At 37.4% G+C, this 514-nt stretch carries 1 protein-coding gene; it reads left to right on the top strand.

All coding sequences use genetic code 11. The features are described 5' to 3' along the window. Positions 1–137: FAD-binding protein (locus ACRCJ0_RS19330; RefSeq protein ID WP_431391845.1), on the top strand; the 137-nt coding region annotated here is incomplete at its 5' end. Positions 138–514 lie beyond the last annotated feature (377 nt).

The following is a 514-nucleotide window of genomic DNA, read 5'->3' as shown; positions in this document are numbered from 1 at the left end:
CGATTCCAGGACTATTCGCTGCTGGTGAAGTTGCAGGAGGTATCCATGCTGGTAACCGTTTAGGTGGTAATGCCTTAGCCGATATCTTTACCTTTGGACGCATTGCAGCCATCACTGCCATAGCCGAAATTGACTAAGTATAAGTTATGAAAATCAATAAAATAAGAAAAGCACGTTACTTCAAAGAGCAGCGTGCTTTTTGCTTAGCGTTTATCTATCAAATATCTCTTTAATACAAAATCCAATATACATCCGGTTATGACCGATAGGGTTAGGAAATAGAACCGATAGGTTAGCCCCACTGAAGTTGAATCTTAGAATAATTGCTCTTTAAATGTCCTTAGTGATGAGGAATTAACTGTCTTAATTATCCACGTTCTCATCTGGTACTGTTGTGATATGTTCATCCTGATACGGTGTATTGATATAATCTTGTATCTCTTCAACGGTGATATTCTCACTATTGATATCTTCGATTTCACTATTGTAAATTTGCCCTTCAAAGAAATGGAAA

The organism is Aerococcus sp. L_32 (genome assembly GCF_050689315.1).
The sequence above is the reverse complement of the archived record's forward strand: the minus strand, read 5'-3'. Positions and strand labels throughout refer to the sequence as shown.